Source organism: Micromonospora sp. NBC_01405, from assembly GCF_045040155.1.
GTDB lineage: Bacteria > Actinomycetota > Actinomycetes > Mycobacteriales > Micromonosporaceae > Micromonospora.
The window spans coordinates 6,828,806-6,850,697 of record NZ_CP109532.1 but is presented as its reverse complement, the minus strand read 5'-3'; the positions used below and the strand labels follow the sequence as shown (position 1 = coordinate 6,850,697).

Sequence of the window (21,892 nt, the reverse complement as noted above, 5' to 3'; positions counted from 1 at the left end):
GGCGGTGTCGATCGTGGACCGCGCCCTCCGCGCCTTGCGGTTGGGCGCGGCGTGGTCAGCCGGTCCGGGACAGGGCGGCCGGTGGGCCGAACGCGACCGGGACGCCGGGGGAGTGGAGCACGCTCACCGGCGGACCGGCCGGCGCCGGCAGCCCGGCGGCGGTGACCAGCTCGTCGTCCAGGTGCAGCAGCTCGGCCCGGTGCAGCGGCCAGCGTGGATGCCAGTTCGGCAGGTGCAAAGTGCGGCCGTACGCCCGGGTGTGCAGCGCCCAGCGGGCGGTGACGAAGTGTTCCAGCGGGGTCGGATCGGCGATCGGCTCGCCCACCCGGACGACCATCCGGCTCGTCGTGCCGGCCGGGCCGGGCCAGCGACGCCGGCACCGGTAGGTGAGGAGGTCGCCGTCGCGGTCCAGCCACATCGACGACCACAGGTACGGCAGCCGTAGGGTCGCCCGGGCGACCAGCACCGGGACGAGCCGAGAGGCGTCGAGCGAGCGGAACACCACGGCCCGGCGGCCGGTGTCGTCGACCGAGTAGAGCCGCACGTTGGTCTCCCAGAAGGTGCCGAGGTACGGCACCCCCGGTCCCCGGCCGAGGCCCAGCCCGACCATCCGGAAGCCGATCAGCCCGACGTGGGCGACCCCGTCGAGGGTGTCCGGGCGGGTGCCGGGGGGCAGCAGCGGCGCGACGAGTTCCGGTTCGACCGCCCAGTGCAGGAAGGTGAGGTCCTCCCAGCGCTGCCGCAGGACCCTGCGGCGGAACGTTCGATCGGGGGCGGGATCGACCCGCTCGATGTCCACGCGCCCATCGTGGCGCCCGTCGGACCCGCCGGGCAACCGTCACTCGGCGAGACCCGTGGCGGCGCGGGTGCCGCAGGTGCGGGTGGGCTGCATCACCGGTGAGCGCCGGTCCGGTGGCCTGTCCGTGCCGTAACACGCCCGGTCCGTTTTGCTCGCGCGAACGGGGGTACCGCGCAGGAGCCTGCAAAACAGCCGCTCCACGGAGGTAACAGACTAAATGAGCAGCAATACCGCTAAGGCGGTCAAGGGTGTCGTGGAGGCAGCCACGGGAAAGGTGGCCGACATCCTGACCCCGGACGTGCCCGGCGCGCCGGGCAGCGCCCCACCGACCGCTGTGGAGCCGACGACGCCACACGACCCGCTGCCACCGAAGAAGGAGCAGGGGGCCCCGGAGACGCGCACCCCGACCGGCGCGAGAACCGGCGCGCCGTCGACCGCGAACGGACAGCAGGGCGCCTTCCTCACCACCTCGCAGGGGGCGCGGCTGCGCGACACGGACCACTCGCTGAAGGCCGGGCCGCGCGGCCCGGTGCTGCTCCAGGACCACCATCTGCGCGAGAAGATCACCCACTTCGACCACGAGCGCATCCCCGAGCGCGTCGTGCACGCCCGGGGGGCCGGGGCGCACGGCGTGTTCACCGCCTACGGCGCCGCCGAGGCGGTCACGAGGGCCGGCTTCCTCAAGAAGGGGCGGGAGACCGACGTCTTCGTCCGGTTCTCCACCGTCCTCGGCTCGCGCGGCTCGGCCGACACGGTCCGCGACACCCGCGGCTTCGCGACGAAGTTCTACACCGACGAGGGCACGTTCGACCTGGTCGCCAACAACATTCCGGTCTTCTTCATCCAGGACGCCATCAAGTTCCCCGACGTCATCCACGCCGGCAAGCCGCACCCCGACCGGGAGATCCCACAGGCCCAGAGCGCGCACGACACGTTCTGGGACTTCGTCTCCCTGCACACCGAGGCGCAGCACCACACGATGTGGAACATGTCCGACCGGGGCATCCCGCGCTCGTACCGGACGATGGAGGGCTTCGGCGTGCACTCCTTCCGGCTGGTCAACGAAGCCGGGGAGACCGTGCTGGCCAAGTTCCACTGGAAGCCCAAGCTGGGCGTGCACTCCCTGACCTGGGAGGAGGCGCAGCTGCTCGGCGGCATCGACCCGGACTTCCACCGCCGGGACCTGTACGACGCGATCGAGGCCGGCGCGTACCCGGAGTGGGAGCTCGGCATCCAGGTCTTCCCCGACACGCCGGAGGAGACGTTCGCCGGGATCGACCTGCTCGACCCGACCAAGATCGTGCCGGAGGAGCTCGCCCCGGTGCAGCCGATCGGGAAGCTGACGCTCAACCGCACGCCGACGAACTTCTTCGCCGAGACCGAGCAGGTCGCCTTCCACGTCGGCCATCTGCCGCCGGGGATCGACGTCACCAACGACCCGCTGCTGCAGGGCCGGCTGTTCTCGTACGTCGACACGCAGCTCACCCGGCTGGGCGGCCCGAACTTCTCGCAGATCCCGATCAACCGACCGCATGCCGCGGTCAACGACATGCTGCGCGACGGTTTCCACCAGCACGCCGTCCACGCCGGGGTGGCGCCGTACCGGCCGAACTCGCTCGACGGCGGCAACCCCTTCCCGGCCGGCGACGCCGAGCACGCGTTCGTCGACGTCCCGGTGACGGTGGCGGAGGCGCCCAAGGTGCGCGCGAACCCGGCCTCGTTCGACGACCACCACAGCCAGGCCCGCCTGTTCTGGCTGAGCATGTCGCCGGTCGAGAAGGAGCACATCATCCGCGCCTACACCTTCGAGCTGGGCAAGTGCTACCACCAGGCGATCAAGGAGCGTCAGCTCCAGAGCCTCGCCAACATCGACCCGGTGCTCTGCGCGCAGGTGGCCACCGGCCTGGGCCTCCCCGCGCCGGAGCCGACCGTGCCGCTCGCCGACGTCGCGCCGAGCCCCGCGCTGTCCCAGGTCGGCCGGCTGTGGCCGACCGACGGCCGCACGATCGGAATCGTCGTCGGCGCCGACAGCGACCTCGACGGCGTCGGCCAGGTGCGCCGCGAGGTGCTCGCCGCCGGCATGGTGCCGCTGCTGATCGCCCCGCACGGCGGCAAGGTCGGGGACCTGCCCGTGCAGCGGACCTTCGCCACCGGCCGGTCGGTCGAGTTCGACGCGCTGCTGCTGGCCGCGGCGCCGGCGCCGGCGCCGGACGCGCTCCCCGCCCGCGACGCCAAGGCGGGCGCGGCGGACTCCGCGTCCGTGGACCCGCGCGTGCTGCTCCTGGTCCAGGAGTGCTGGCGGCACGCCAAGGCCGTCGGCGCGTGGGGCGACGGCGTCCCGGTGCTGGACCAGGTGGGGGTGACGGGCACGCCGGGCGTGGTCACGGGTGGCTCGGGAACCGAGGTCTTCACCACCGTAAGGCAGTTGCTGGCCGCGCACCGGGTGTGGGAGCGGTTCCCCGCAGCCGTCGCCTGACAGGCCCGTCCGTTCGCAGACGAGGGGCCGTCCTCCGCATCGCCGGAGGGCGGCCCCTCTCCCGTCGCACGGCCCGCGCCGGGTGAGCCGGCCGCCGTCGCGCGCCGGTGTGATCAGGCCGCCGTCCCGGGCGGTCGGCCCGGCCACCCCACACGCCGGGCGGTGGGCGCGTCGGCCGTCTACCGTTGTTCTCCGGTCCGCGGTTCCGCGCGATTCGGGCGCGTCGTCGCGCGTCCGCGCTGCGGGCGGACGCATCGGTGGCGGGCTGCTCGCCGGCCCTCCGGTGGTGTCGGCGTGGCGAGTGGTGCGGATGACGCCCAACTACCCCCCGCATTGCCGGATTGTTACATCTTAGGGCCGGCCGAGCCTTGCGGTTGACCCTTCGCCGGAATACGTTGCCTCCAACAACAAAACCAGGTGAAGGTTCTTCCCCTTCCGGAGGTATCGATGATGTTGGCGAGGTGGTGCGAACGATGAGCGACGTACCCATCCTCCTGGAGATGCGCTCCATCACCAAGGAGTTCCCCGGAGTCAAGGCCCTCGCCGACGTCAACCTGGTGGTGCGCGCCGGCGAGATCCACGCCATCTGTGGCGAGAACGGCGCCGGCAAGTCCACGCTGATGAAGGTGCTCAGCGGGGTCTATCCGTACGGCACCTATGACGGCCAGATCATTTACCAGGGCGCGGAGACCCGCTTCTCCGACATCCGCGCGAGCGAGAGCGCGGGGATCGTGATCATCCACCAGGAGCTCGCGCTCATCCCGGGCATGTCGATCACCGAGAACATCTTCCTCGGCAACGAGCCGCGCAAGCGGGGCGCGATCGACTGGAAGGCCGCGAACCGGATGGCGCTGGACCTGATGGCCCGGGTCGGCCTGACGGAGAACCCGGACACCCTGATCAAGGACATCGGTGTCGGCAAGCAGCAACTCGTGGAGATCGCCAAGGCGTTCGCCAAGGACGTGAAGCTGCTCATCCTGGACGAGCCGACCGCCGCGCTGAACGAGGCCGACTCCCGGCACCTGCTGGACCTGCTGCGCGGCTTCCGCTCCCGGGGCATCACCTCGATCATGATCTCCCACAAGCTGAACGAGATCGAGGCGATCGCCGACCAGATCACCATCCTGCGGGACGGCCGGACGGTCGAGACCCTCGACGTCAAGGCCGACGGCGTCGACGAGGACCGGATCGTGCGGGGCATGGTCGGCCGCGAGCTCAGCAGCCGGTTCCCGGACCACACGCCGAAGATCGGCGAGGTCTTCTTCGAGGTCCGGAACTGGAACGTCCGGCACCCGATCTCCGCCGAGCGCAAGGTCTGCAAGAACGAGAGCTTCGTCGTACGGCGCGGCGAGATCGTCGGCTTCGCCGGGCTGATGGGCGCGGGCCGCACCGAGCTGGCCATGAGCGTCTTCGGCCGCTCCTACGGGGTGTACGAGTCGGGCACGATCATCAAGGACGGCAAGGAGATCGTGCTCAAGTCGGTGGCGGACGCGATCGCCCACGGGCTCGCGTACGTCAGCGAGGACCGCAAGGCGATCGGGCTGAACCTGCTCGACGACATCAAGACCTCGACGGTGGCTGCCAAGCTGTCCAAGATCTCGCGCCACGGCGTGCTCGACGAGGTCGCCCAGTACCAGGCCGCCGAGGCGTACCGCAAGGAGTTGCGGACCAAGGCCCCGACGGTCGACGAGGGCGTCTCCAAGCTCTCCGGCGGCAACCAGCAGAAGGTCGTCCTGGCGAAGTGGATGTTCACGGATCCGGACCTGCTGATCCTCGACGAACCGACCCGCGGCATCGACGTGGGCGCCAAGTACGAGATCTACGGCATCATCCAGCGGCTCGCCGACCAGGGGAAGGGCGTCGTCGTCATCTCCTCGGAACTGCCTGAGCTGATCGGGCTCTGCGACCGCATCTACACCGTGTTCGAAGGCGCCATCACGGGCGAGATCGCCCGGGCCGATGCGGACCCGGAGACCCTCATGAAGCAGATGACCTCGACGAAGAAGATGCAGACACGATGAGCCGGATCAAGGACCTTCAGAAGAACCTGTTCGGAGGCACGACCTCCAACGCCCGTCAGTTCGGGATGATCTTCACACTGGTCGCGATCGTCGTCCTTTTCCAGATCCTGACCGACGGCCTGACCCTGCGATCGGACAACCTGATCGCGCTGTTCCAGCAGAACTCGTACATCCTCATCCTGGCCATCGGCATGCTGATGGTGATCGTCGCCGGGCACATCGACCTGTCGGTCGGCTCGGTCGCCGCGATCGCCGGCATCCTGGTGGCCAAGTCGATGGCCGACTGGTCCCTGCCCTGGCCCGCCGCCATCGCGTTCGGCCTGGTGATCGGTGCGGTGATCGGCGCCTGGCAGGGCTTCTGGGTGGCCTACATCGGAGTGCCGGCGTTCATCGTCACCCTGGCGGGCATGCTGCTCTTCCGGGGTGGCAACCAGTTCATCGGCAACGCGAACACCATTCCGGTGCCCGAGGGCTTCCGGGTGATCGGCTCCGGGTTCCTGCCCGAGGTCGGCCCGAACACCGGCTACAACAACCTGACGCTGCTGCTGGGCCTGGCCGCGTGCGCGGCCGTGGTGTGGCGGGAGCTCCAGTCGCGCCGGACGCGCCGGGAGATGGACGCTGACGCGGCCCCGATGTGGATCTCGATCCTGCGGATGGCCGTGATGATCGGCGTGATCGTCTTCGCCTCGCTGCGCTTCGCCAGCGGTCGCGTCGGCACCAGCTTCCCGGTCTCCGGCATCATCCTGGTGGCCCTGGTGCTCGCGTACTCCTTCTACACCCGCAACACGGCGGGCGGGCGGCACATCTACGCGGTGGGCGGCAACTCCCGGGCCGCCGAGCTGTCCGGCGTCAAGCTCAAGCGGGTCAACTTCTTCGTCATGATGAACATGTCCGTGCTGGCGGCCCTGGCCGGCATGATCTTCGTGGCCCGTTCGGCGGCCTCCGGTCCGCAGGACGGCAACGGCTGGGAACTGGACGCGATCGCCGCGGTGTTCATCGGTGGCGCGGCAGTTGCCGGCGGCATCGGGACCATCAGCGGCTCGATCGTCGGTGGCCTGGTCATGGCCGTGCTCAACAACGGCCTGCAACTGATGGGCGTCGGCACCGACCGCGTCCAGATCATCAAGGGCCTGGTCCTGTTGCTGGCCGTCGCGATCGACGTCTACAACAAGAGCCAGGGACGGTTCTCCGTCATCGGCAGCCTCACGCGCCCGTTCCGCCGTGACGGCTCCGGCCCCCCCACCGCATCACCCAAGGTGGACGGAGATGCCGCCCCCGTCAAGGTGGCCGGCTGACGCCCACCGACCTCGTCTTCCCGTATCCCTCCGTAGAAGGGCATTACTGCTCATGCGCAACTTCCTCGGCAAGTCGGTGGCCATCGGTGCCATCGCAGCGCTGGCCCTCACCGCCTGCGGCTCCGGCCGCGACGAGGAGTCCGGCAGCTCCGGCGGCGACGCCAAGGGCTTCGCGGCCAACTCCCTGATCGGCGTGGCCCTGCCGGCCAAGACCTCGGAGAACTGGGTCCTCGCCGGTGACCTGTTCACCAACGGCCTCAAGGAGGCCGGGTTCACCAGCGACGTGCAGTACGCGGGCGCGTCGACCACGGTCGCCGACCAGCAGGCGCAGATCACCGCCATGGTCACCAAGGGCGCCAAGGTCATCGTCATCGGCGCGACCGACGCCGCGCAGCTGTCGACCCAGGTCGCCGCGGCGCACAAGGAGGGCGTGAAGGTCATCGCCTACGACCGGCTCATCACCAACAGCCCGGACCTCGACTACTACGTCGCGTTCGACAACTTCAAGGTCGGTCAGCTCCAGGGCCAGGCCCTGCTGGACGGCATGAAGGCCAAGAAGCCGAACGGCCCGTACAACATCGAGCTCTTCTCCGGCTCGCCGGACGACAACAACGCCGGTGTCTTCTTCAACGGCGCGATGGACGTGCTCAAGCCGGAGATCGACAAGGGCAACGTCGTCGTCGGCTCGAAGCAGGTCGACGTCAAGCAGACCGCCATCCAGGGCTGGAAGGCCGAGGGTGCGCAGGCCCGCATGGACCAGCTGCTGACCTCGACGTACGGCAGCAAGGAGCTGGACGGCGTCCTGTCCCCGAACGACACGCTCGGCCGCGCGATCATCACCTCGATCAAGGGTGCCAACAAGCCGATCCCGGTCGTCACCGGCCAGGACTCCGAGGTGGAGTCGGTCAAGTCCATCATGGCCGGCGAGCAGTACATGACGATCAACAAGGACACCCGGAACCTGGTCAAGCAGACCATCACCATGGTGAAGTCCCTGCAGGCCGGCGAGACGCCTGAGGTGAACGACACCAAGTCCTACAACAACGGCAGCAAGGTCGTCGACACGTACCTGCTCCCGCCGGTCGCCGTCACCAAGGCCAACGCGGCCGAGGCCTACGCGAACGACCCGAAGCTCGCGCCGCTCACCAAGTGAGCACCGCGAGGTAGCCAGCGGCGAAGGGTCCCGGAGTCCACGTCCGGGGCCCTTCGCCGTGACAGCGTCCACCAGCGACGCCGAGCCGACCCGGGGGAGGAGGCCCGACCGTGGCGACACCCACCCGGTCCGGGCAGGCGCGGGTCGGCCGCGACCCGGACCTTGCCGCGCCGGGGGCACCCGGCGTGACCCAGGAGGAGACCCGTCGGCGGAACCTCGGCGCCGTGCTGCGTCACGTCCACGTGCACGGCCCGACGTCCCGGGCCGAGCTGACCAGCCGGCTCGGCCTCAACCGCAGCACCATCGGGGCGCTCGCGGCCGACCTCGCCGCCGCCGGGCTGGTCACCGAGGAGGCGCCGACCACCGCCCGCCGGGCAGGGCGGCCGTCGCTGGTGGTGCGCCCCCGCTCGGAACAGGTGTACACGCACGCGTTGAGCGTCGAGGCGGACCGGCTACGCGCCGCCCGTATCGGCCTCGGCGGTCGCATCCTCGACCTGCGCGAGGTCGACAGGCCCGGCGGGATGTCGACCTTCGACGCGATCGGCCCGCTGGCCGGCCTGGTCCGCGACATGCAGCACGCCGTCACCAGCGACGCGCTGCTGGTGGGCGGCGCGGTCGCGGTGACCGACACGACCCGTGACCGCGACGGGAGGATCCGGATCGGCGGACCCGACGAGGCGCTGCGCGCCGCGTTCGAGGCCGGACTCGCCGCGGGCCCGGGTCTCGTCGCCGGGGACCTGGCCGACATCGCCGGCGTGGCCGAACACGTCCGGGGCGTGGCGGTGGGCGTCGACGACCTCGTCTACCTGCACGGCGATCTCGGGGTCAGCGCCGGCATCATCGTCGGCGGCCGGCTGGTGGCCGGCCACCGGGGGCATGGCGGCAAGGTCGGCCACATGGTGGTCAACCCGTACGGCCTGCCCTGTGGCTGCGGCTCACGCGGCTGCTGGGAGACCGAGATCGGTGGGGCGGCGCTGCTGCGGCATGCCGGCCGGGAGCCGGCCGGGCTCCCGGCGGTCGTCGAGGTCCTGCGCGCGGCGGCCGGTGGCGACCGCGCCGCCCAGGCGGCGGTGCGGCAGGTCGCCGACTGGCTCGGCTTCGGCGTGGCAAACCTCGCCAACGTGGTCAATCCGGGCGTCGTGGTGTTCGGCGGCTCGTTACGCGACATCTACGCCGTCGGGGCGGACACCGTCCGCCGTCGCCTGGACACCATGGTGCTGCCCGCCTTCCGCGAGCACCTGCGGCTGCGGGCGGCGACGCTCGGCCGCGACGCCGCCCTGATCGGCGCTGCCGAGATGGCCTTCGCCGAACTGCTGGCGGACCCGCTGAAGGTCGGGGCAGCGGGCCGGTCGGGGGCCGACCCCACACCGGCCTGACCGTCAGTCGGTGCCGGCTGCCCGGCCCGGGTTGCCAGTCGCGGGCGCCGCCTCGGCGAGCGCGATCCGGATCGTGTCGAGCAGCGGACCGTCCGGGTGCTCGATCCACTGCTGGAGCGCGACGCGCAGGGTGGCCAGGCAGGTCGCCGCCAGGACCCGCGACCGCAGGGCCACCTCCGGTCCGGTCAACCGGTGCGTCAGCTCGGCGGCCAGCTCCCGTTCGACCGTCGTGTACGCCGCCACCTGGTGGGCGAGCATGCCCGGGTGCCCGCGCACCCGTCGACGTTGGGCCAGCCAGGACGGCGTCAGGTCGCCGTGCACCTCGGTGGTGAAGCGCTCCGCCGCGCGACTGAGCACCGTCCACGGCTGCTCGTCGGCCGGCTGGTCCCGGATCAGTTCCAGCATCCGGCGCAGCCGCACGATGTCGCCGTGGAAGATCGCCTCCTCCTTGCTGGAGAAGTAGTTGGAGAACGTCCGCCGGGACACGTCCGCGGCGTCGGCGATCGCCTCGACGGTCACCCGGTCGAGGCCCTCCTCGGCGGCGAGGCGCAGGGCCGCCTCGTGCAGGGCGAGGCGGGTGGCCGCCTTCTTGCGTTCCCGTAGCCCGGTGGCCTCGTCCATGCGGTCAGGCTACGCGATGGTGACCTAGTTCTCAATGCGCAAACTTGCCTGGTGCGCAAGATTGCTGGATAGTTGCATGCGGCAACCATCGGGCATCGGGAGGACAAGCGTGGAAACCACCGCCCGTGAACTCGTGTTACGGATGTTCGGCCTGCTCAAGAGCGTGCGGATGATCAAGCAGCGGCGGGCCGACGACCGGCCGTCCGTGCCGATCGGCCTGGTCGGCATGCTCATCCAGATCGACCAGGCCGCCACCGGCTGCCATGCCAGGGAGTTGGCCTCCCGCACCGGGCTCGACCCGTCGACCGTCAGCCGCGCCGTCGCCTCGCTCGTCTCGCACGGCCTGGTCGAGCGGCGTACCGACCCGGCCGACCGGCGGGCCAGCTGGCTGGCCACCACCCCGAAGGGCCAGAGCGCCCTGGCCGACGCCCACGGCTGGTACGCCGAACTGATCGGGCGGGCGCTCGCCGACTGGACCCCCGGCGAGGTGGCGGCGCTGTGCGCCGCACTCGGCCGGTTCACCCGCGACCTCGATGTCGCCCTCGAAACCAACGACAACCTGGAGGACGCGCGATGAGCGCACCCACCACCACGGCGGCAGACGCGCCGATGACCCATCGGCAGACGCTGGAGGCACTCAGCGGACTGCTGCTGGTGCTCTTCGTCGCCATGCTGAGCGGCACCGTCGTCTCGACGGCGCTGCCGAAGATCATCGGGGCGTTGGACGGCTCGCAGATCCAGTACACCTGGGTGGTCACGGCCACCCTGCTCACCGCGACGGCCACCACCCCGATCTGGGGCAAGTTGGCCGACCTGTTCAACAAGAAGACCCTGGTGCAGGTAGCCATCGTCGTCTTCCTGGTCGGCTCGGTGGTCGCCGGCTTCGCGCAGAGCGCCGGCCAGCTCATCGCCGCCCGCGCGTTCCAGGGCATCGGCGTCGGCGGCCTGCAGGCCCTCGTCCAGGTCGCCATCGCGGCGATGATCCCGCCCCGCGAGCGCGGCCGGTACAACGGCTACCTCGGTGGCGTGATGGCCGTCGCGACGGTCGGCGGACCGTTGCTCGGCGGGCTCATCGTCGACACGTCCTGGCTCGGCTGGCGCTGGTGCTTCTTCGTCGGCGTGCCCGTCGCCGCGATCGCGCTGGTCCTGCTCCAGATGACCCTGCGGCTGCCCACCGTCCGGCGCGAGAACGTCAAGATCGACTACCTGGGCGCGAGCCTGATCGCCGCCGGCGTCAGCGTGCTGCTGATCTGGATCTCGTTCGTCGACAGCTCGTTCGCGTGGGTGTCCTGGCAGTCCGGCGCGATGGTCGGCGGCACCGTCCTCCTGCTGGGCCTGGCTGTCTGGGTCGAGTCGCGGGCGGCCGAGCCGGTCGTCCCGCTCAGCATCATCCGGCAACGCACCACGGCCCTCGCCATCCTCGGCAGCCTCGCGGTCGGCATGGCCATGTTCGGCGGCGCCGTCTTCCTCGGCCAGTACTTCCAGATCGGGCGCGGCTACAGCCCCACCGAGGCGGGCCTGCTCACCATCCCGATGATGGCCGGCGTCCTCGGCTCGTCCATCATCGCCGGCCGCATGATCACCAACTCCGGCAAGCTCAAGCCGTACATCGTCTTCGGGGCGGTCGTCCTCGTCATCGGGTTCGGCATGCTCGGCACCATCGACCACGAAACGTCGCTCGTCCTGGTCGGCGTGGCCATGTTCATCGTCGGCACCGGCGTCGGCATGACCATGCAGAACCTCGTCCTAGCCGTGCAGAACACCGTGGCGCTCAAGGACATCGGCGCGGCCAGCTCCACCGTCGCGTTCTTCCGTTCCCTCGGCGGCACCATCGGCGTCTCCGTGCTCGGCGCCGTCCTCGCCCGCCGGGTCAGCGACCAGGTCACCCACGACCTCACCGCCGCGGGGATCCCCGCATCCGGCAGTGGGGGCGGCAGCCTCAACCTCGAGGTCCTGCCCGAGCCCGTGGCGAACATCATCCGCGCGGCGTACGGCGACGCCACCGGGCACATCTTCCTCATCTCGGCCGCCATCGCCGTCGTCGGCATCATCGCGGCGCTCCTGCTCAAGCCCGTCAACCTGCGCACGAGCCTCGACCTGCCCGACCCGGTAAGGTCGGCGGCCGTCGGTGCCGACGCCGTCGACGGCGCGCCCGCCTCCGACCAGGTGAGCGTCGGCTCCGGCGGGACGAGGCGCCCACCCGCCGCAGGCGCCTGACGTACGACCCGGCGCCTGACGTACATACCCGAGGCCGCCACCGTCCGACGACGGTGGCGGCCCCGGCCTGTGTGGAGCGCCGGGGCGGGCGTACGCTGCCGATCCGCTTAGCGAGGGCCGTCACCCACGGCCGTGACCGAGTCGAGGGACCCGTGGAAACTGCCGAGGCCGCACCGGCTCCGCTCGCGGTGCCCGGCCGGCGGCGCGGCCCGCTGCACCGGGCGATGCGCGAGCTGACGCTCGTGGCCGTGCTGTTCCTGGCGTACAAGGTGGCTCGCGTCGCCGTGGTCGGCCGGGCGGCGACCGCGGTGGAGAACGGGGAGTTCATCTGGCGCCTGGAGCGGCTGCTCCGGCTGCCCAGCGAGGCCGCCCTCCAGCTCCCGCTGCTCGCGGGCGACCTGCCGGTGCGCCTGGCCAACAGCTACTACGCCTACGTGCACTTCCCGGCCACGGCGGCGTGCCTGGTGTGGCTGTACCTGCGCCGCCCCGCGCACTACCGCTGGACGCGCCGAGCGCTGGCCGGGCTGACCGCCGCCGCGCTGGCCCTGCACCTGCTCGTGCCGCTGGCTCCGCCCCGGCTGACCCCGCTGACCGGAATGGTCGACACCGGCAGCCGGTACGGGCCCGCCGTCTACGGCGCACCCGGCGCCGACGAGCTGAGCAACCAGTACGCCGCCATGCCATCCCTGCACGTCGGCTGGGCCGTCGCCGTAGCCGTCGCGCTCGTCGCGGCCACCGCCGGGCGGTGGCGCTGGCTGTGGCTGGCGCACCCGATCGCCACGGTGCTGGTCGTCGTCGGCACGGGCAACCACTACTGGCTGGACGGCGTCGTGGCCGCCGCCCTGCTCGCCCTGGTCCTGTTCCTGCTGCCCGGGCCTGTCCCCGCCCGCCGGCCCGCCGGCGGACCCCGGAGCGACCCCGCCGCTCCGGGCCGGACGGCGGGGCCGGCCCGGTGCCGGGCGGCGTCCCGTCGCGGTGCGCGGCGGCGAGTACGGGCGCGGTGAGGGCGTCGGCCGGGGAATTCGAGCCCAGTAACTTTCGTCACAGCCTGCAGTCGGCCCACCGGCGCCCGAGGCGAATGGTCCCACGGCGCGGATTCCCTTTGCCAGCGGGCGTCACCGGGTCCCCGGTGCCCCCCCGGCGGCACTGGGGACGGACACGGAACTGCTCAGCCCTGTCTGCGCAGAGTGACGGACTGCGGCCCATTCGGGCCGATGGTGGCCCGTCGCGGTAGCCGGTAGGTGCCCGGGCTTGTGCGGCTCACTACCCTGTTCATGTTCATCGTGCATGGGCACCCGTCGACAGCGATAAGGGCTTCAGATGACCCACAGTCAACCTCCGTACGGAGGGCAGCCGGACCCGAACGTCACTCCGTGGAGCGGGCCGCCGGCCCCACCGGCTCAGCCGGGTGGATACCCCGCCTACGGCCAGCCGCCGCCGCAGTTCGCCACCCCCGTGCCGCCGCCGCAGAAGTCGAACCGAGGGCTGGTCATCGGGCTGTCCGTGGGCGCCGCCGTGGTCGTCCTGCTCGCGCTGTGCGGCGCCGGCATCGGGCTCTTCCTCGTCAACGGGGACGACGATGACCCCAAGCCGATCGCGTCCGCGTCCACGCCCGCGAACCCCACCGCCGGCCCGCAGCCGAGCACGGACACCTCGGCGGAGCCGCAGCCGTCCGAGTCGCAGGAGCAGCCGAACAACAACAACGGGGTGACCGCCCGCTACTCCAGCGAGCTGTCCGCGGTCTGCGACGGCGGCCAGATCCTGAACGCGGCAGCGTACAACGGCCCGTCCGGCGCCAAGGCGTACGCCTTCTCGAACTCTCCTGACCGGCCGTCGTCCTGGTCGTCGAAGTCGGTGAGCTCGAACAAGCCGTACTACGCCAAGTCGGCCGACTTCCAGACGGTGTCCGTGGTCGGGTGCCTGAAGGTCGTGGACGGCAGCGAGGGCGCGCCCAAGGAGTGCAACTACAAGGACAGCGCGGGCAAGACCGTGAGCGTCTCCTACATCTCCTCGCGCTACACGCTGACGTTCTACGCGGCGAAGACCGGCGAGAAGATCGGCGACGGCGGCACCGTGAACGCCCCGGCCAACCGTTGCCCGAGCTTCATCTCGTACAACAAGGCCACCATGAAGTCCTACGCGGCGCCGGACAGCGGCAGCATCGAGGCGGCGCTGGACAAGTTCCTGTCCTGAGTCGGCCCACCGGACCGGGGAGGGGCGGGACACCGCCCCTCCCCGGTCCGGGCGACCAGCCCGGCACCCCGCTCGTCGGTGGCCCCGCCGCCGAATCGGCGCCGACCGCGTCCTGACCGGCGAGGGCGGGTCAGGCGGCGTCCGGCGGCAGGATGCGCAGGCGCTCCTGCACCGCGTCCAGCGCTGCCAGGCACCCCTGGCGGTCGTCGGCCACGACCGTGGCGTAGGCGACCCGGCCCACCATCGTGCCCTTCGGCGGCGGCGACAGTGTGGCGCCCGGCTCGGCCAGCACGACGAACCGGTCGACCGCGGGCGGCAGGCCGCCGTCGACGTGCACCGACCCGACGGCCGTGTCGTCGTGCTCCGGGTAGAAGAACCTGATCGCCGCGACCCGGGCCGCCGGCTGCACCGTGTGCGGCTGCCGGCCGCAGGCGATCGCCGCCGCCGCCAGCCCCGGGTCGGTTCCGCCGACGAGTAGCCCCAGGTACGGGATCAGGTCGCCGCCGACGCGCGCGTTGACTTCGATCACCCGGGGGCCGGCGGCGGTCAGCCGCAGCTCGGTGTGCGTCATGCCGTCGGTGAAGCCGAGCGCGGCGTGGGTGTCCCGCAGCACGGCGAGCAGCTCCGGATCGGTCAGCAACGGGTCGGCGCCGTCGACGAGGTGGCCGACCTCCTCGCAGTACGGCGCGAAGCCGAGCTGCTTGTGGCCCACGCAGATCGGCCGCACCTCGCCCCGGAACACCGCCGCGTCAACGCTGATCTCCGGCCCGTCGGCGTACTCCTCCCACAGGATCCCCCAGTCGTCGGCCGGGACCTCGGGCAGCGCGGCGTGGCCGGTGTCCGCGATCGCGAACCCGGTGGCCACCTCGGCCGGCGAGCGCACCACCGTGACCCCGATGCTGCCGCCCAGCGCGCGGGGCTTCAGCACGGCCGGGTAGCCGGTCGACCGGCCGGCGGCCAGCGCCGCGTCGACGTCGGCGACCGGCAGCGAGCGTGGCTGCGGCACGTTCCGGGCGGCCAGCGCCAGCCGGGTGCGGTGCTTGTCCCGGCAGCGGGCCACCACCTCGGGGTCGCCGCCGGGCAGCCCGAGCGCCTCGGCCACCCGCGAGGCGCCCAGGATCCGGGTCTCGTCCCAGCAGATCACCCCGTCGATGCGGTTCTCGGCCGACACAGCGTGGGCGGCGGCGGTCATGGCGTCCACGTCCAGGGTGTTCAGCAACGTCCAGCCGTGCAGGTACTCCCGTTCCCAGGCCGGTTCCCGGTCGCAGAACAGGTGCACCCGGTAGTCCTGGCTGATGCTGTTCAGCAGGTACTCCCGGAACCACTGTCCGCCGGGGGTCACCACCAGAAGCTGGGGTTTCATGCCGGTTCTCCTTCGTCGTGGCGGGGGCGGCGGCGAAGCCGAGGGCCACCGCGATGGCCCGACCGACGACAAGCAACCCGTGGCCGTCACGGCCGGCCGCATCAGTCGCACCGCCCACCCGGCTCGTCAGGGACTCGGGGGAGCACCAGACCGCAGGAGCACCGTTTACGGTAGCGGCTCAGGGGCGGCCTCGCTGTCCGCTGTCCGGCAGTCACCGACGCCCCGACGCGACCGCCGTCCCAGCGTGCTGCTGCAGGCCTGGCCGCGCGGAAACCGCGGCGTCTCCGGTCGCCCGTCCACTGTGGTGACCGGAGCCCGTCCGCGGGCGGGCGGCCGGAGCCTTGGCGGCGGTGGTCGGCCATTCCTCGGCGGGCCACCGGCGGTCGGGACAGCACCGGCCCCGGGTGGCTACGCTGACCCCAGCTCATCGAAGCTCGTCCGTGCGTCGGGAAGGTGGGACGTGGGGGAGACCGGTCGGGACGCGCTCGTGGTGTTCGTCGGCGAGCTCACGCGGCTCCGGACGCTCGCCGGGGGACCGTCGTTGAACACGCTGGTCGCGGTCGCAGCCGGGCTGGGGAGGCCGCTCGCCCGGTCCACCCTCAGCGACAAGCTCAACGCCAAGTCCCTGCCCGAGTGGGACTTCGTCGTCGCGTACGTCGGCGCCTGCCGCGCCCACGCCGAGCAGGTCGGCGCCCGGCTGCCGGCGGAGCTGACGGAACTCGCCCGGTGGGAGGACGCGCACTGGCGTCTGTTGCGGGCGGCCGACGCCGCACGGGCCGGCGACCGGCTCGGCGGCGCAGCCCGGGCCCAACTCGGCCGCCGGGCCCGGGCCGCGTCGCCGCCCGAGCCGGTCGGCCGGGACCGGGGGACGCCCGGGCAGTGGATGGTGCCCCGGCAACTGCCCGCGGCGGTGCCGCACTTCGTGGGGCGGGCGTCCCAGCTCGCCGCGCTGACCGCGCTGCTGGCCGACCCGGCCGCTGCCCCGGGCCCGGTGCTGATCTCCGCGATCGGCGGGACGGCGGGGGTCGGCAAGACCGCCCTCGCCGTGCACTGGGCACACCAGGTGGCCGACCGGTTTCCGGACGGGCAGCTCTACGTCAACCTGCGCGGGTTCGACCCCGACGGGAGGACGACGAGCCCGGCGGAGACGCTGGGCGGATTCCTGGAGGCGCTCGCGGTGCCGCCGGAGCGGATCCCGACCGGACTCGCCGCCCAGGCCGGGCTCTTCCGCAGCCTGCTGGCCGGCCGGCGGATGCTCGTGCTGCTGGACAACGCGCGCGACGCCGACCAGGTGCGACCACTGTTGCCCGGCTCGCCGGGCTGTCTGGTACTGGTGACCAGCCGGCACCGGATGCCGGGCCTCGTCGCCGTCCAGGGCGCCCACCCGCTCGCCCTGGACCTGCTGTCCGCAGCCGAGGCCCGCGAGTTGCTGTCCCGACGCCTCGGCGCGGCCCGGGTGGCCGACGAGCCGGACGCGGTGGACCGCATCGTCGGGGCGTCGGCGGGGCTGCCGCTGGCCCTGGCCGTCGTCGCCGCGCGGGCCGCCACCCAGCCGGAGTTCCCCCTCGCCCGGCTCGCCGACGAGTTGGACGACACGCGGGGCAGCCTCGACGGGTTCTCCGGCGGGGAGGCCGCCGCCGACGTGCGGTCGGTGCTGTCCTGGTCGTACCAGAGCCTGGAGCCGGCCGCGGCGGCGCTGTTCCGGCTGCTCGGGCTGCACCCCGGCCCGGACCTGTCCGTCGCGGCCGCCGCCAGCCTCGCGGCCACCACCGCCGCGCGGGTTCGGGAACCGCTGGCGACCTTGACCCGGGCGAACCTGCTCGCCGAGCCCACCCCGGGCCGGTACGCCCTGCACGACCTCCTCGCCGTGTACGCCGCCGAGCTGACCCGGACCACCGACCCCGAGCTCGTGCGGCGGGCCGCGCTGGGCCGGCTGCTCGACCACTACCTGCACACCGCCCACGCCGCGGATCTGCTGCTCTACCGGCACCGCGACCACATCGACCTGCCGGCGGCGGACCCCGGTGCGGCGCTGCCGGAGCTGCGCGACCGCGACGAGGCGTGGGCCTGGCTCACCGCCGAGCACCGGGTGCTGCTCGCCGCCGTCGCCCTCGCCGCAGGCAACGGCTTCGGGGCTCACGCCTGGCAACTCGCCTGGAGCGTCAACACCTACCTCGACCGGGTGGGGGCCTGGCAGGACCAGTCGACCGCTCAGCAGTTGGCGCTGCGCGCCGCCGTGCAGGCGGGCGACCGCAACGGCCAGGCCCGGGCGCACCGCAACCGCGCCGTGGCGTGCCTGCGGCTGGGCGCCCACGACGAGGCCCGTGCGCACCTGGAGCAGGCCCTCGACCTGCACGGTGCGCTCGGCGACCACGTCGGCAGCGCCCGGACCCAGCTCAACCTCGGCATCATGGCTGAACGGCAGGGCCACCACCGGCAGGCCCTCGGGCACGCGCAACGCGCCTTCGACCTGTTCGAGACCGCGGGTCACGCCTACGGTCAGGGCAACGCGCTCAACAACATCGGCTGGTACCACATCCAGCTCGGGGACCACCGGCGCGCGCTCGACTACTGCCGCCGGGCCCTCGCCCAGCAGCAGCGCGCCGGCAACCGCTACTGGGAGGCCCACGCCTGGGACAGCCTCGGCTACGCGCACCACCACCTCGGCCAGGCCGCGGAGGCCGTCGACTGCTACGAACGCGCGCTCGCGCTCTGGCGGGAGGCCGGCGAGCGCTACTTCGAGGCCACCACGCTGACGCACCTCGGCGACACCCGCCACGCCGCCGGGGCTTCCGGGGCTGCCCGCACCGCCTGGCGTCGGGCGGTCGACATCCTCGACCGGCTCGGTCACCCGGACGCCGACCAGGTCCGGGCCAGGCTGGCCCCCGACGCCCGGGGCGCTCCCTGAGCCCGCCCGCACCGGCCGCCGGGATCCTGCCCGACCCGGGCTGACCGGGCTGACCAGGCGCAGCGACTGGTGCCCCAGCCTGAACGATGACGCAAGCGCGGGCCGTCCGGCGGATTCCCGGACGCCGGACGCCGTGCGGGCTGATGCGGGCGCGGGTTTCCCCTGCTCAGCAGCCCGGGGAGCGGGCGGGCGCGTGGCCGGGAGGGGCGACTCGGGGCGCCGGACGGCCGGCTGCGGAGCTCCGCCGGATGGGTGTTCGCACAGATGGCTACCCGTTCAGCCGGTTTCTGGCGATGACCTCGCCCGGGCCGAGAACCTGTCCTCCCGGTACCCGGCGAACGGAGAGGACATCGTGATATCCACCCGCTTCCGGCGCCCCCGCGTCGTGGTGGCGGTCGCAGCCGCACTGGCTCTGACCGTCACCTCGACCGGGGCGCCACCCGCGCGGGCCGCGCAGGCCGCGGCGTCGCAGGTCGTCAGCTTCACCGTCGGCCAGGACGGGCGCCTCTACCTGGCGTCGGCGGCCGGCATCACCCCGTTCGGCGGCACGCCGGTCGCCCCGCCGGGGGCGGGCGTCGCCGCCGCCCAGCAGCCGGACGGCAACGTCGCCGCGTTCGTCATCGGCACCCAGGGCGGGCTCGTCGCCGCCGTCACCAGCTCGGCCACCTCCAACATCAGCGTGTACCGGGACGGGGCGGCCGGCCTCGCCCCGCCCGGGGCCAAGGTGAGCGCGGTGACCGACTCGGCCGGTTACCTGCACGTCTTCTTCGCTGGCACCGACGGGGCGATCTACAGCGCCTCCTACAACCGACTGGTGCGGCCCGGCGGCGGCCCCCAGCGGGTGTCCGCGCCCGGCCTCGCGCCGCCCGGGGCGGTCGTCGCCGCGACCCGGCAGTCCACCATGCCGGGAGTGGTCTTCGTCGGCGCCGACGGCGCGCTGACCTCGGTCTGGCGTACCTCCGCCGGCACCTGGGCGACGATCCCGGCCGGTCCGGCCGGCCTGGCGCCGCCCGGCGGCGGGGTCGCCGTGGCCGCCACGGCCGGCGTGAAGGCGTACGTCACCGGTCTGGACGGCCGGATCTGGCAGGTGGGCTTCGCCCTCGGCCCGCGCCCCGAGCCCTGGCAGCCGGTGGCGATCACCGGTGCCGGCGCGGCCCCGCCCGGCGCCCGCCTCGCGGCGGCACAGTTCACCGGCGGCCCGTCGAACGTGTTCTTCGCCGGCTCCGACGGCGCGGTCCGGGTGGTGACCAACATGGCCGGCGGGTGGCAGCAGTCGGTGACGACGGCGGCCGGTGCCGCCAAACCGGGCGGCCCGGTGGCGCTCGTGGCCGTCGACGACTACCTCTACTCGGCCTGGTGCGGCAACGACCTCTGGTGGTGGCTGTACTGGTGGTGGCGCCGGCCGCCGCCTCCGCCGCCGTGGTGGGGCGAGCCCTTGACGCTGCCGCTCACCCAGCCGATCCAGTACGGCGCCGAGGTCGCGATCACCCTCTACCGGTAGGCCGGCGGATCCCGCGACCCGGTCGCGGAACGGCTGCCGCCCGACGCCCGCCCGGGCCCGTCCACCGCCACCGCGCGGCCGGGCCCGGGCGGTGGCGTGTCCGTTCGGTCACCCGGCGAACATGAGCACCCCTACTCATCCGCCCGCCGGCGACGTTGGGCAAGCTCAACGCATGATCGCCCCCACGTCAGCGCCGCCTTCCGTCCGGGAACGAGTGGGCATCACCGCCGTCGGCACCAGCCTGCCCGACCATGTCGTGCCCACCGCCGAACTGCACCGCCGCATCGCCGAGGCCAGCGGCCTGCACCTGCCGGACGGGCTGCTGTCGCGGATCACCGGCATCTCCTCCCGCCGGATGGCCGGCGACGGGGAGTACGCCTCGACCCTGGCGGTCCGCGCCGCCCGACAGGCGCTCGCCGCCGCCGGCCGCGAACCGGAGGAGGTGGACCTGCTGCTGTTCGCCTCCGCCAGCCGGGACGTCGTCGAGCCGGCCACCGCACACATCGTGCAGGCGGAGCTGGGCGGCCGGGCGCACGCCCTCGACGTCACCAACGCCTGCAACAGCTTCCTCAACGGCATCGACCTGGCCCGGTCGGCCGTCCTCGCCGGCCGCGCCCGGCGCGCCCTGGTGGTGACCGGCGAGACACCGACCCGGGCGATGCGCTGGCAGCTCGCCGACCTCGACCAGGCCCGCAGCGCCTTCGCCGGCTACACGTTCGGCGACGCCGGGGCCGCCGTGCTGGTGGAACCGGTGGCCCGGGGCGGGATCGTCGACGTCGACACCGAGACCTGGTCCGAGCACTGGACGGTGGGCGGCATCCCCGGCGGCGGCTCCCGGCATCCCCGGGGCGACGAGCACACCTACTTCACCGGCGACGGGCGGGCGCTGCGCGACGTGTTCGAGAAGATCGGTACGGACATCCTGCACCGGGTCCGGCACCGCACCGGGCTGGACTGGGCCGACTACGCCCGGGTGCTGGTCCACCAGGTCACCCTGCCCTACCTGGACCGGTTCGTCGAGGTGACCGGCGTACCCCGGGACAAGCTGGAGATCACCGTGGCCGAGCTGGGCAACCTGGCCAGCGCCACGCTCGGCGTGCAGCTCGCCCGCGTCGACGCCGGGCTGCGCCCCGGCGACCGGGTGCTGTTCATCGGCCTCGGCGGCGGCGTCAGCGTGATGACCATGGTCTGGGAGAAGTCGTGACCGCGCTGTGGGTGGTCGTACCCGCCTACAACGAGGCCGCCCGGATCGGGGCCACCCTGGACGCGCTGTCCCGGCAGACCGACCTCGACTTCACCCTGCTGGTGGTGGACAACGCCTCCACCGACGGCACCGTCGAGGCGGTTCGCCGGTTCGCCGCCCGGTCGCCGGTGCCGACCCTGCTGGTCGAGGAGCAGCAGCGGGGCGTCGGCGCCGCCGTGGACACCGGCTTCCGGCACGCCATCGCGCACGGGGCGACGCTGCTGGCCCGTACCGACGCCGACTGCCTGCCCCGGCCCGGCTGGGTGGCGGCGGCCCGCCGCACGCTCACCGGCGGCGCGGCGATGGCCTGCGGCCGGATCGAGGCCCGCCGCGACGAGCACGGCCCGCTCGGCCGCGCGGTGTTCCGCGGCCTGGTCGCCGTCGCCGCCGCCTTCGGCCGGCTCCGGCCCGCCCACCGGGGGCCCGGCCACCTGGCCCCGTACCGGATGCACGCCGGCAACAACATGGCGATCACCCCGGCCGCCTACCTCGGCGCCGGCGGCATGCCGCGCCGCCCGTCGCCGACCGACCGGGAGTTCCTCAACCGGGTACGCCGCCACACCGGCGACATCGTCCACGACCGGAGCATGGTGGTGGAGAACTCGACCCGCCGGCTGCGGGCGTACGGCCTGCGCCGCACCGCCGCCTGGTACCTGGACCGGGGCAGCGGCCGGCTGTCCCCGGACCCCCGCTGACCGACACCCCAGCACCAGGAGAGCGAGTTTC

General features: G+C 72.9%; 16 protein-coding genes. 13 read left to right on the top strand and 3 right to left on the bottom strand.

What is annotated here, in order from left to right:
* Positions 1-55: 55 nt before the first annotated feature.
* Complete coding sequence (locus OG559_RS29405; protein WP_405109874.1) at positions 56-799, bottom strand: YqjF family protein; 744 nt, start codon at positions 797-799, stop codon at positions 56-58.
* Positions 800-1,016: 217 nt separating this feature from the next.
* On the opposite strand from OG559_RS29405, the gene OG559_RS29400 reads away from it, so the two are divergent.
* The 5 genes from OG559_RS29400 to OG559_RS29380 all read left to right on the top strand — a co-directional run bounded on the left by OG559_RS29400 (position 1,017) and on the right by OG559_RS29380 (position 9,120).
* Positions 1,017-3,275, top strand: a complete 2,259-nt coding sequence (locus OG559_RS29400) for a catalase (RefSeq protein WP_405109871.1) — start codon at positions 1,017-1,019, stop codon at positions 3,273-3,275.
* A gap of 473 nt (positions 3,276-3,748) precedes the next feature.
* Positions 3,749-5,296: a multiple monosaccharide ABC transporter ATP-binding protein gene (mmsA, locus tag OG559_RS29395; RefSeq protein ID WP_405109868.1), complete on the top strand. Its 1,548-nt coding sequence runs from the start codon at positions 3,749-3,751 to the stop codon at positions 5,294-5,296.
* On the top strand, positions 5,293-6,591 hold the full coding sequence (mmsB, locus tag OG559_RS29390; RefSeq protein WP_405109866.1) for a multiple monosaccharide ABC transporter permease: 1,299 nt from the start codon (positions 5,293-5,295) through the stop codon (positions 6,589-6,591). Before mmsA ends, mmsB begins: the two co-directional genes overlap by 4 nt.
* Before the next feature lie 52 nt (positions 6,592-6,643).
* Positions 6,644-7,744 (top strand): substrate-binding domain-containing protein, encoded by a 1,101-nt coding sequence (locus tag OG559_RS29385; RefSeq protein WP_405109863.1) that lies wholly within the window; start codon positions 6,644-6,646, stop codon positions 7,742-7,744.
* A 110-nt stretch (positions 7,745-7,854) separates the two neighbouring features.
* A complete protein-coding gene (locus tag OG559_RS29380; protein WP_405109860.1) occupies positions 7,855-9,120 on the top strand; it encodes an ROK family protein in 1,266 nt (421 codons plus the stop codon).
* Positions 9,121-9,123: 3 nt separating this feature from the next.
* Here the strand turns inward: OG559_RS29380 and OG559_RS29375 are convergent, their stop codons facing one another.
* Entirely contained in the window at positions 9,124-9,741 is a 618-nt protein-coding gene (locus OG559_RS29375; protein ID WP_405109857.1) for a TetR/AcrR family transcriptional regulator, read from the bottom strand.
* A gap of 109 nt (positions 9,742-9,850) precedes the next feature.
* Here OG559_RS29375 and OG559_RS29370 point away from each other — a divergent pair, with 109 nt between their 5' ends.
* The 4 genes from OG559_RS29370 (at position 9,851) to OG559_RS29355 (ending at position 14,151) form a co-directional block, all read left to right on the top strand.
* Positions 9,851-10,318, top strand: coding sequence for a MarR family winged helix-turn-helix transcriptional regulator (locus OG559_RS29370; RefSeq protein ID WP_405109854.1), 468 nt, complete (start codon positions 9,851-9,853; stop codon positions 10,316-10,318).
* Entirely contained in the window at positions 10,315-11,958 is a 1,644-nt protein-coding gene (locus OG559_RS29365; protein WP_405109851.1) for an MDR family MFS transporter, read from the top strand. Before OG559_RS29370 ends, OG559_RS29365 begins: the two co-directional genes overlap by 4 nt.
* Positions 11,959-12,110: 152 nt before the next feature.
* On the top strand, positions 12,111-12,962 hold the full coding sequence (locus OG559_RS29360) for a phosphatase PAP2 family protein (RefSeq protein ID WP_405109848.1): 852 nt from the start codon (positions 12,111-12,113) through the stop codon (positions 12,960-12,962).
* A 316-nt stretch (positions 12,963-13,278) separates the two neighbouring features.
* Positions 13,279-14,151 carry a hypothetical protein gene (locus OG559_RS29355; RefSeq protein WP_405109845.1) on the top strand — a complete coding sequence of 291 codons (873 nt, stop codon included), beginning with the start codon at positions 13,279-13,281 and terminating at the stop codon, positions 14,149-14,151.
* A gap of 130 nt (positions 14,152-14,281) precedes the next feature.
* On the opposite strand, the gene OG559_RS29350 is transcribed toward OG559_RS29355, so the two are convergent.
* The gene (locus OG559_RS29350; RefSeq protein ID WP_405109842.1) at positions 14,282-15,514 is read right to left on the bottom strand and encodes an ATP-grasp domain-containing protein; all 1,233 of its coding nucleotides are present in this window, start codon (positions 15,512-15,514) and stop codon (positions 14,282-14,284) included.
* A 460-nt stretch (positions 15,515-15,974) separates the two neighbouring features.
* Here OG559_RS29350 and OG559_RS29345 point away from each other — a divergent pair, with 460 nt between their 5' ends.
* The 4 genes from OG559_RS29345 (at position 15,975) to OG559_RS29330 (ending at position 21,861) form a co-directional block, all read left to right on the top strand.
* Positions 15,975-18,422: an ATP-binding protein gene (locus OG559_RS29345; RefSeq protein ID WP_405109839.1), complete on the top strand. Its 2,448-nt coding sequence runs from the start codon at positions 15,975-15,977 to the stop codon at positions 18,420-18,422.
* Between the two features lie 352 nt (positions 18,423-18,774).
* A complete protein-coding gene (locus tag OG559_RS29340; RefSeq protein WP_405109836.1) occupies positions 18,775-19,923 on the top strand; it encodes a hypothetical protein in 1,149 nt (382 codons plus the stop codon).
* A gap of 172 nt (positions 19,924-20,095) precedes the next feature.
* Positions 20,096-21,127, top strand: a complete 1,032-nt coding sequence (locus tag OG559_RS29335) for a 3-oxoacyl-ACP synthase III family protein (protein WP_405109833.1) — start codon at positions 20,096-20,098, stop codon at positions 21,125-21,127.
* Entirely contained in the window at positions 21,124-21,861 is a 738-nt protein-coding gene (locus OG559_RS29330) for a glycosyltransferase family 2 protein (RefSeq protein ID WP_405109830.1), read from the top strand. The genes OG559_RS29335 and OG559_RS29330 overlap by 4 nt, the downstream gene beginning before the upstream one ends.
* Positions 21,862-21,892: the final 31 nt, after the last annotated feature.

Bases quoted from the DNA above. Each gene is read 5' to 3' on its own strand.
- OG559_RS29400 (WP_405109871.1), top strand. From the start codon at position 1,017: ATGAGCAGCAATACCGCTAAGGCGGTCAAGGGTGTCGTGGAGGCAGCC.
- OG559_RS29350 (WP_405109842.1), bottom strand. From the start codon at position 15,514: ATGAAACCCCAGCTTCTGGTGGTGACCCCCGGCGGACAGTGGTTCCGG.
- mmsA (WP_405109868.1), top strand. From the start codon at position 3,749: ATGAGCGACGTACCCATCCTCCTGGAGATGCGCTCCATCACCAAGGAG.
- OG559_RS29365 (WP_405109851.1), top strand. From the start codon at position 10,315: ATGAGCGCACCCACCACCACGGCGGCAGACGCGCCGATGACCCATCGG.
- OG559_RS29335 (WP_405109833.1), top strand. From the start codon at position 20,096: ATGATCGCCCCCACGTCAGCGCCGCCTTCCGTCCGGGAACGAGTGGGC.
- mmsB (WP_405109866.1), top strand. From the start codon at position 5,293: ATGAGCCGGATCAAGGACCTTCAGAAGAACCTGTTCGGAGGCACGACC.
- OG559_RS29385 (WP_405109863.1), top strand. From the start codon at position 6,644: ATGCGCAACTTCCTCGGCAAGTCGGTGGCCATCGGTGCCATCGCAGCG.
- OG559_RS29375 (WP_405109857.1), bottom strand. From the start codon at position 9,741: ATGGACGAGGCCACCGGGCTACGGGAACGCAAGAAGGCGGCCACCCGC.
- OG559_RS29355 (WP_405109845.1), top strand. From the start codon at position 13,279: ATGACCCACAGTCAACCTCCGTACGGAGGGCAGCCGGACCCGAACGTC.